Source organism: Streptococcus porcorum (assembly GCF_053203725.1).
On sequence record NZ_JBRUDG010000015.1, the window covers coordinates 31048 to 41328 of the forward strand.

Sequence of the window (10281 nt, forward strand, 5' to 3'; positions counted from 1 at the left end):
TTTTTCCTGCCCTTTTTATGTTATAATAATACTATTGATAAAAATGTGACAAGGAAGAAAAATGGACATCAAAGAACTTAAACAACGTCAAGAGAAGATTCGTAACTTCTCTATTATTGCCCATATTGACCACGGAAAATCAACCTTAGCAGACCGTATTCTTGAGAAGACAGAGACTGTTTCAAGTCGTGAAATGCAAGCTCAACTCTTGGATAGTATGGATTTGGAACGTGAGCGTGGCATCACGATCAAACTAAATGCTATTGAGTTAAATTACACTGCTAAAGATGGAGAAACCTATATTTTTCACTTGATTGACACCCCTGGTCACGTGGATTTTACCTATGAAGTCTCTCGTTCTCTAGCGGCTTGTGAGGGAGCGATTTTAGTAGTCGATGCTGCTCAAGGAATTGAAGCACAGACTCTTGCTAATGTTTATTTAGCACTTGATAATGATTTAGAAATTCTACCTGTTATCAATAAAATTGACCTTCCAGCTGCAGATCCTGAGCGCGTGCGTACAGAGGTGGAAGATGTCATCGGACTCGATGCATCTGAAGCTGTTCTTGCATCAGCCAAAGCAGGTATTGGGATTGAGGAGATTCTTGAGCAGATTGTGGAGAAGGTACCAGCTCCTCAAGGAGATGTCGAAGCACCTCTTCAAGCGCTTATCTTTGACTCGGTTTATGATGCTTATCGTGGCGTTATTTTACAAGTACGTGTCGTCAATGGTATGGTTAAGCCAGGAGACAAGATTCAGATGATGTCAAATGGCAAAACATTTGATGTGACAGAAGTTGGTATTTTTACCCCTAAAGCAGTGGGGCGTGAGTATTTGGCAACGGGGGATGTTGGCTACATCGCAGCATCTATCAAGACAGTTGCAGATACCCGTGTCGGAGATACCGTCACTTTAGCAGATAACCCTGCGACAGAGGCTCTATCAGGCTATAAGCAAATGAATCCTATGGTTTTTGCAGGGCTTTATCCAATTGAGTCTAACAAGTATAATGATCTAAGGGAGGCTTTAGAAAAACTCCAACTGAACGATGCCAGTCTTCAATTTGAGCCAGAAACTTCTCAAGCTTTAGGATTTGGTTTTAGGTGTGGTTTCTTGGGATTATTGCACATGGATGTTATTCAAGAGCGCTTGGAACGTGAGTTTAATATTGATTTGATCATGACCGCACCATCTGTAGTTTACCATGTCAATACTACTGATGGTGAGATGCTAGAAGTTTCAAACCCGTCTGAGTTTCCTGACCCAACACGTATCAATTTCATTGAAGAGCCATATGTTAAAGCACAAATCATGGTACCGCAAGAATATGTTGGTGCGGTGATGGAGCTTGCTCAACGTAAACGTGGCGATTTTGAAACCATGGAATACATTGATGATAACCGTGTTAATGTCATTTATCAAATTCCACTGGCTGAGATTGTCTTTGATTTCTTTGACAAATTGAAATCATCAACACGTGGTTACGCAAGCTTTGACTATGAGATTTCAGAGTATCGTCGCTCACAATTAGTTAAAATGGATATCCTTCTTAATGGAGACAAGGTCGATGCTCTTAGCTTTATCGTCCATAAAGAGTTTGCTTACGAACGTGGAAAACTCATCGTTGATAAGCTCAAAAAAATCATTCCACGTCAGCAGTTTGAAGTGCCAATTCAAGCTGCAATTGGTCAAAAAATTGTGGCGCGTACAGATATCAAAGCGCTTCGTAAAAATGTCCTTGCCAAATGTTATGGGGGTGACGTTTCACGTAAACGTAAACTCCTTGAAAAACAAAAAGCTGGTAAAAAACGCATGAAAGCGATTGGTTCCGTTGAGGTGCCACAAGAAGCCTTCTTATCTGTTCTTTCAATGGATGAAGAGCAAAAATAGTCAAAAAGGAAGTGGAAAAGAACCTGACAAATTGAAAAGGAGTTCCTCTTACTTCCAAATCTATAGGTTCGGGTAACCTTTGAGGGTTGGACTGTAGAACACGACCCGAAGAGAGTTGCTTCGCAAAATTCTATCTCCGAGTTTTAACAACCCACTGGATGGTTCCCCCATCAACCACTAGGCTGAGATGTTGACACGAATTCTAAATAAAGAGGTTGGACTCAAAGTCCAACCTCTTTATTTATCTTAATCTTTTAGTTCTTGTTGTGTTTTGCTTGTTAGGATATCTTTATCAAAAGTAAGGACGATTGTGGCATCACCATTTTTACGCTTAATACCAGTTTGCCAGTAAGCTGTCTTTGTGTTCTCACCATCTATGATCATTTCGCTATAGCCATCTGGATTGCCAAGAGTTTTAACAGCATCTGCATAAGACAGATTATCAGCTAAAGCATTAAATTCTTTTAAACCGATTTTTGAGGTACGATTGTAAAGATAGCCTTGAATTTCTTTGTGAACGACTTTGTTTTTAGAAAAAGTAAGGGTAATCGTAGTGGATTTCTTTTCCCATGTCATAATTTCAGTTTCGATCCCATAAGAATCATCTTTTTCAGACTCTTTTGGTTCTCCAAGTAATTTTTTAACATCTTCAAGAGAGCTACCCTCAGGGTTTTCTGCCATCATATCGCCAACAGCGATTTGATCAAATAGTGCACGCCACTTAGTTTCTGCTTTGGTACTTTTATTGTTTTCTTCAACAGTTTTCGCATCGTCAGCATAGACCACGTTTGCCTGTGGCAATAAAACAGCTTCAACTGCAGGGTAAGTGGCTAATAAACCTAGTGCTAATAGACTATAAATTTTTTTCATGATAACTCCTTTTTCGTTCAATACTAGATTATTATAGCATGGATTTATGTCAATATTGTGTCATAAGAGTAACAATTTTAAAGGTGGGCAAGTTGCAAATCATATTTATACAAGATATAATGTTGCCTATGAAAAAAGAATTTCTTATCTCAGTGTTATTGTTTTTTATGCTAGCAATTTTATCGGCTTGTCAAAAACAATTATCAGAACCAAAACAACCCTATCATTTGACTGTAAAAGATAACTGGTCAAACGATTTGCAGACAATTTCTTGGAATGACGAGAAAAAATATTATGATATTTATTTCCTACATTCAAAAGATGGTGCCTCAAATCCTTTTGGTGAAAATGGGCAGGACTGGTATCATACAACAACAAGTGACTTTATCACCTATTCCCCTCAAACAAGTGCGATTTCGTCACAAGGCGGTCACAAGACTCAAGGATTTCGATCGGCTTGGACAGGATCTGTCATCACTAACAGTAAAGGTCTATTTAAAGATATTGCACCTAGCGGGAAAATAGCTTATATCTCAGGCTTGAAGAAGGACGATGGTAGTCAGAATATATGGGGACTTTGGTCGGAAGATGGCAAACGCTACTCGCATGTCTTAAATGGTGGTAAGCCTATTTTAACCACCTCACTGTCAGCTAATCATTCAGATTTTCGAGACCCCTATGTCATCTATTATAAAGATGAGTTATTGATGTATGTGGCAGAAGGTGATGTTATCGGGGTCTATCGCTCAAAAGATGGTCTTAACTGGTCAAAAGCTGATCCAAAAGGCCAAAGCAAGATTTTAGCTTCTACTTTTTTTAAAGGAAGAACATGGGATGGAAATGCACCTGTTGAGTGTCCAGTTATCAAAACCATGCAAACCTCTGATGGAAAAGAAAAGCAGATCCTCTTTTTTGGTGCCAAAGATGCCTCAAAAGGTGAAACTACAGGGACCTACTATACGGTAGGGCGTCTTGATGAGAATGGACTTTTTGTGGCAGAAACCAATACTAAACGCTTAGACTTAGGCTCAGATTATTATGGGGCTAATTTTTCTGGTAGTGAAACGTTAGATGAAGTCAGTGACGAGCTGGTTACAATGGGATGGATAGGCAACTGGAATTACTCTGCCAAAGGGATTCACAGCGATCAAGAAGCTAAGAGCGATTATATTGACCATTTGGGTACTTATAGTTTAGCAAGACAGCTAACATTAAATCCTGATCTTACCCTAACACAGACTGTGATTACCAATAAGACTACCCTTCAAAAAGTGTATAAAAATATTACAGTAAAAAATCCAATCTCCCAAGATCGCAAAGCTTTTGAAAATACTCGAAAAGATGGTACAAGGGCATATGGTTTAGTGGACTTAGCTCATCAGCTCTCTCGTCAAAGGTACCAGTTGATCGCTGAAACTCTGCCATCAGGTAAAGTTTATCTTGATATTTGGCAAGGAGGAGATTATATGAGGATGCAGATCGATATGGACAAAGAAATCCTACAAGTTAGTACACGAGCTGGTGAGTTGGATAATGGCTTAGAAGGACAAGTGTCGTCGAGCTATTATTATGATGGTCTTTTAGGTGATGGAGAGGGTTATCAAGTATCATTTGATAAAGCTCAGTGGAAGACCTTTAAAGTAGATATCTTTACAGATGATCGCGTTGTAGAATTTTTCTTTCCAGATGGTCAGTCCTATACTTTATCACGTTTTTCTAATCGAAATCATCAAGATGTCAAACTTTATACAACAAATGAGAGTCTTATACTGTCATTATTGGTGTTAAACTAATACTTGACAAATATATATATATATATATATATATATAATAGAAATTAGAAAAATTTTTAAGAAAGTATTGGAGATGAATATGCGTAAAAAAATGCGTAAGTCAAAGAAAAACTGGATTGTTGTCAGTGCGGCAGCTGCAAGTTTATTTGTAGCGGGAACGGCAACAGCAGCAGCTGATACAGTAGAATCAACAGCTCCAGCTACAACGGCTACCACAGATGCAACCACAACAGAATCAACTACCACTGATACTAGCTCAACAACAGTTTCAGAGGTAGCTACTTCTGAAGCAGGAGCGACAGCTGTTGCAGAATCAACAGTTGTTGCAGAATCAGCAACTTCAACAACAGCGACATCAGAAGCAGCTACTAGCGAAGTAGCCAGTGCTGTTAGTGAAGCAACAAGTACCGCTAGTGAAACAGCAGTAACAACAAGCACTGCAGCGACATCAGAAACAGCTACTAGTGAAGCGGCAACTTCAACAACAGCAACAAGCGAAGCAAGCTCAACAACTGCTACAACTTCAGAGTCAGTAGCGGCATCATACGGCTTAACAGATGAAGCTTATGCCATTGCAAAAGAAGCAGGTTTGGATTTAAACACTCTAACAGATGCTCAAAAAGTTGCTTTGAATAAAATTAAACGTAATCTGACAGCGGAAACAGGTTCTCAGATGACGTACAAGCAGTTTGAAGATATCGCTAATACTTTAATTGCGCAAGACGAACGTTATGCAATCCCTTACTTTAATGCTGCGGCTATTAAAAATATGGTAGCAGCGACAACCAAAGATGCTCAAACAGGTGAAGTTGCTGACTTAGATGTTTGGGATTCTTGGCCAGTTCAAGATATTAAAACAGGTGAAGTGGTCAATTGGAATGGCTACCAACTTGTTGTAGCAATGATGGGGATTCCAAATACAAATGATAATCACCTTTATCTTCTTTATAATAAATATGGAGATAATAACTTTGATAACTGGAAAAATGCAGGGGCTATTTTTGGCTACAACTCTACTGCATTACTTCAACAATGGTCAGGTTCAGCTGTGGTAAATAGTGATGGAAGTATCCAACTTTACTACACACATGTTGACACAAGTGATAATAATAGTAACAATCAGCAACTTGCAACGGCTACATTGAATCTATCATACGATGATACGGATGTTTATTTGGTTTCAGTTGAAAATGATACCGTACTTACTCCAGAAGGTGGAGATGGTTACTATTATCAAAGTTACAAGCAATGGCGCGAGACATTCACTGGTGCAGATAACATCGCTATGCGTGATCCACATGTGATTGAAGATGAGGACGGAAACCGTTACCTTATTTTTGAAGCAAGTACAGGAACTCAAAATTATCAGGGTGAGGACCAAATTTATAATTGGGCTAACTATGGTGGAGATGCAGCTTATAACGTTAAGAGTCTGTTTACTATTTTAGAAGATTCTGATATGTACGAACGTGCGAAGTTTTCTAATGCAGCAATTGGTATTTTGAAGTTATCAGGAACTGAAAAAAATCCAACCATTCAAGAATATTATACTCCACTTGTTAGCTCACCGATGGTTAGTGATGAAATTGAACGTCCAAATGTTGTGAAGCTAGGAGACAAATATTATTTATTTGCAGCTTCAAGATTAAACCACGGAAGCAACAACATTGCTTGGAATCTTGCTAACTCAGTTGTTGGTGATAATGTTGTGATGCTGGGTTATGTTTCAGATTCACTAACTTCAGGTTATACACCACTTAACAATTCTGGTATTGTTTTGACAGCTTCAGTACCTGCTGACTGGCGTACAGCAACTTATTCTTATTATGCTGTGCCAGTAGAAGGGTCATCAGATACGTTGCTAGTTACTGCCTACATGACTAACCGTAATGAGGTCGCAGGTAAAGGAAACAACTCAACTTGGGCACCAAGCTTCCTTATTCAAGTGTTACCTGATAATACAACACGTGTTCTAGCTAAGATGACAGAACAAGGTGACTGGATTTGGGATGAATCAAGTGAAACACAAAATACTGTAGGAACATTAGAAACATCCTTCCTTCCAGGTGAAGATGACGGTTATATTAATTGGGATTTGATCGGTGGTTATGGTCTAAAATCACACACACCTTACTATCCAACAACACCAGAACAACCTGTTACCCCAGAACAGCCAGTGACACCAGAGCAGCCTGTTACTCCAGAACAACCAGTGACACCTAGCGTACCATCTCAACCATCTAGTCCTAAAGGATCGGGTCACAACGATGGTTTCCCACCGCGTGCAACTCGTACACAATCAGCATCAGTTTTACCAAATACAGGTGAAGCAACTAACCCACTTCAAGCTTTAGGTTTAGTGATGATGTCTATCGTTGGGGCTTTTGGTGTATCAACTTACCGTAAAAAACACTAATTTTAGGGACAATCAACTAAAAAAATAGAAAAAGATTTAGTTCAGCATAGAACTAAATCTTTTTTTAGGATTGTTTACTCTTTTGAGCTACCTAATTTATGTGTATATTGTGAATAATGTGGGATTAAAGATTGAAATTCAGTTGATTCCATAATAAGTGTTAAGAAAGGTGTATGATCTCTTATTCGTTCTCTATTTTGAAAGGAAGGAGATAATTCTATTGATATTTTGAGGCGAAAATAGTTCTGATGATTGTTGGATGAATTGCTTTGTCTAAAACAATGATTAGGCTAGTCGAGTGCTTTGTTTATTATAAAAAATTATATTGAGACAATAAAAGTTTGTATTTTTTAATAGTGTGATAGGTATAGATAAAATGTTGTTAAACTGAATGTAAATCAATATGATTTACATATAAATATCTTATGGGTTAGCATTATTGAAATAAAAGTTAAAAAATGATATAATATTTGATAATTTTCAATAGATATTAAGCGAGGTTATCATTTTGAAATCAAAAAAATTTGATTGGTATGGTTTAAGACAACATTTTTCAATTCGTAAATATCATTTTGGAGCAGCTAGTGTTCTACTAGGAGCTAGCTTGATTATTGGTGGTCATCAGGCAAAGGCGGAGGAAGTTAAGACTGATACAAGTCAACAAATTGACCTTATCTTAGAGACTACTAATAGTTCAGATATTATACAGTCACCAGAAAATAGTTCTGAAATATCGGAGATAGAGAGTCAAAGTACAGTAGCAGCAAGTGAAATAAGTAGTCTTAGTACAACATTAGCAACATCTGAGAGTGACGCTATTTCTCAAATAAGCGAGAATGAATCCTCAAGTTACAAATCAGAGGGAGCTAATTTTACGTCTGAGACAGAGAGTAGCTCTAATACATCGCTTTCAAACTTTACAGCATCAGAAGCTGCTTCTCAAACAGAGCAAACAAGCGCATCAACATCAGAGGCAGCGACGAAGGAAGTAACCGTAACTGAGGCGACTACAACAGTAGCTAAGACATCAGAGCGAACAGCAAACATTCCTTATCGTGTTGTGTATACTGATGTTGAGACAGGGCAAGTCTTTCGACCAACGCAAGTGGCTTATGAAACTGTCCAAACGGATTCAGTAGTTGCTCAAAAAGAGATCACAGTGGTAGCAGATCGTATCCGAACAGGCTATCGCTTAGCTGATGGACAAAGTAGTACCCTAACAGCTACCATCGTGGAAAATCAAAAAAACATTCTATCCTTTAGTATTGTAAAAGATAATAAAAAGCAGACGGAGGTCAGAGCGCAAAACCAAGTCACTGCCCTTCGTAACGCTGGTGCATCAGATGCTATTAGTGGTGTCTTTGTCAAGGGTGATGAGACTCTTTATACTGGACAAGTTAGCGAAGATGAGTTAAGACTATCTGTATTGGGGATTGATGCGACTTATTCAAACTTAACGGTTCAGTTTGAAGTTTATGAAAATGGCGTTCAGGGTCAAGCCAAGTTGATTAAGCTGTCTGGTTACAATAATACGCAACCAACTTATAATACAACGACAAAAACGTACTCGCTTCCAATTGGTCAATTAATCTCAGGATCAAAAGTTGTCTTACCGATTTCGTTTAATGCAACTAATGGAACGACAGACCAAACAACAGCTACTGTAAAAATGACAGTTCTAGGCAGCGACGGTCAGGTTCTAGGTTCAGGAGAAAAAACGGTTGTCTGGAATGCCCTAAGTACAGCAACCGTAGAATCGACCTTAGCCCAAAACACATTAGGAATAGCGACAGATAATTCAGCTATCGTAGGGGTTAAAGATGTCGATACTGGTCAGGTTTTAATACGTTCAGCACGTTCTTATGTTATGGGGCTTGATCAAACGACAAAAGATGCGATCTCAGCCATTACTAGTCAGACAAGTAGTAGTATCAGTTCATCAGGTTCGCTTCCAACAGGAACTGTAGTCAGAGTTTACTTTGATAAGGATAATTTCGAAGCCTCAACCTATGGTAATAGTCGATTAACCGAAGGGACAAATCAGTCTGGTCGTATCATCAACATGGAAGAAGGTTATATTGAATACCCCATCTCTAATGCAGGTGTTCTTCATGAAATTGAGGCTGGGACAAAAGGTTTCTATCTATTTTATACTGGTAAGGATGACGTTGTTCCAGATACTGTCTTAGAGACTAAGGTGCTAAACACTCGCACTGGACAAGTTTACTCTACAACAACTTCTACTCATACCAATTCTTGGAGTTATGATAAGAGTTTGATACCAACAGGTGTGCTAAGTGTTCAGACAGGGATTGATACAGGCTACACTACAGACTATACAACAGGAACATTTACTGGTATCAATACCTCTGAAATTTATTATAATACAAGATTAAACTCAACAAATTGGGGGAATGGCTACCTAGCTGAATCCATGCCTAATATACCTGAAAAAGCCCTCGCTACCTATCAGGACACCAATTTCAATCGTCCATCAAAAGATTTGGGAATCATTAATATTGTTGATCAGTTGACGGTAGATGTTGCTAAACAAGTAGATGAAGATCAGGCGGATTACTTTACAAAATACAAAGTAACGGTTCAAGACATCGATGCCATGACCTATGCAGATAATCAAGAGGCTGTGATTTATTATGTTACTAAAGATGGTGTTCGAAAAGATTTAGGAACTTTAGGCTTGCTCGGTTCAAAGAGTGGTGCTACGGTAAATCCAATATTGATTGAAGACCAAGTAGAGACCGTTGGAATTGATTTTTTAACGACATCAGGTTCTTTCTATCAAAATGTAGAAATCATTATTGTCCAGCTTTCGGATAACACAGCCTATAATCCTCAAGATTTTGTGACCACTCATGATATTACGGATAAGAAGATTGACTCAGCTCAACCTAATGACTATCGCTATCTTGCTCACTTGATTGGTAGAGAGACTGCAACTGAAGATGCTAAAATCACATGGAAATCGTCTTATGCAGGCTATGTTCAAGAGGTCATCTCCTTAAAACCTAGACTGTACTATTATGGTAAAGATAGAAATAGTCTTTATGTTGCAGATAAGGCAACCTTTTATGGACGTATGTTACAAGAAACAGGGATGAAATCAGATATCCCTGTGAACGAAAATGCTTATGTGTATGTAGCCCTTCAATCAGCCTTGGAAGTTAGGCTCTTTGTCAACTGTAGTGGGTAGATGAAAAGCTAACACCTAGAGAGGACGAAATTCGTTCTCTCTTTCTTTATGTTCAAGGCAATCAAAATCCGTTTTTTAAAGTTTTCAAAGTTCCTGAAAC

General features: G+C 38.5%; 5 protein-coding genes. 4 read left to right on the plus strand and 1 reads right to left on the minus strand.

Going from position 1 to position 10281, the window contains the following annotated elements; all coding sequences use genetic code 11:
• The first annotated feature begins 61 nt into the window (after nt 1-61).
• Complete coding sequence (gene lepA / locus ACVRWY_RS05485) at nt 62-1891, plus strand: translation elongation factor 4 (RefSeq protein ID WP_354368807.1); 1830 nt, start codon at nt 62-64, stop codon at nt 1889-1891.
• 246 nt (nt 1892-2137) lie between these two features.
• Here the strand turns inward: lepA and ACVRWY_RS05490 are convergent, their stop codons facing one another.
• Nucleotides 2138-2761 carry a DUF3862 domain-containing protein gene (locus tag ACVRWY_RS05490; RefSeq protein WP_354368809.1) on the minus strand — a complete coding sequence of 208 codons (624 nt, stop codon included), beginning with the start codon at nt 2759-2761 and terminating at the stop codon, nt 2138-2140.
• A 128-nt stretch (nt 2762-2889) separates the two neighbouring features.
• Here ACVRWY_RS05490 and ACVRWY_RS05495 point away from each other — a divergent pair, with 128 nt between their 5' ends.
• The 3 genes from ACVRWY_RS05495 (at nt 2890) to ACVRWY_RS05505 (ending at nt 10181) form a co-directional block, all read left to right on the plus strand.
• Nucleotides 2890-4554 carry a glycoside hydrolase family protein gene (locus ACVRWY_RS05495; RefSeq protein WP_354368811.1) on the plus strand — a complete coding sequence of 555 codons (1665 nt, stop codon included), beginning with the start codon at nt 2890-2892 and terminating at the stop codon, nt 4552-4554.
• A gap of 79 nt (nt 4555-4633) precedes the next feature.
• A complete protein-coding gene (locus ACVRWY_RS05500) occupies nt 4634-6970 on the plus strand; it encodes a glycoside hydrolase family 68 protein (protein WP_435533036.1) in 2337 nt (778 codons plus the stop codon).
• A gap of 508 nt (nt 6971-7478) precedes the next feature.
• A complete protein-coding gene (locus ACVRWY_RS05505; RefSeq protein ID WP_354368815.1) occupies nt 7479-10181 on the plus strand; it encodes a YSIRK-type signal peptide-containing protein in 2703 nt (900 codons plus the stop codon).
• Nucleotides 10182-10281 lie beyond the last annotated feature (100 nt).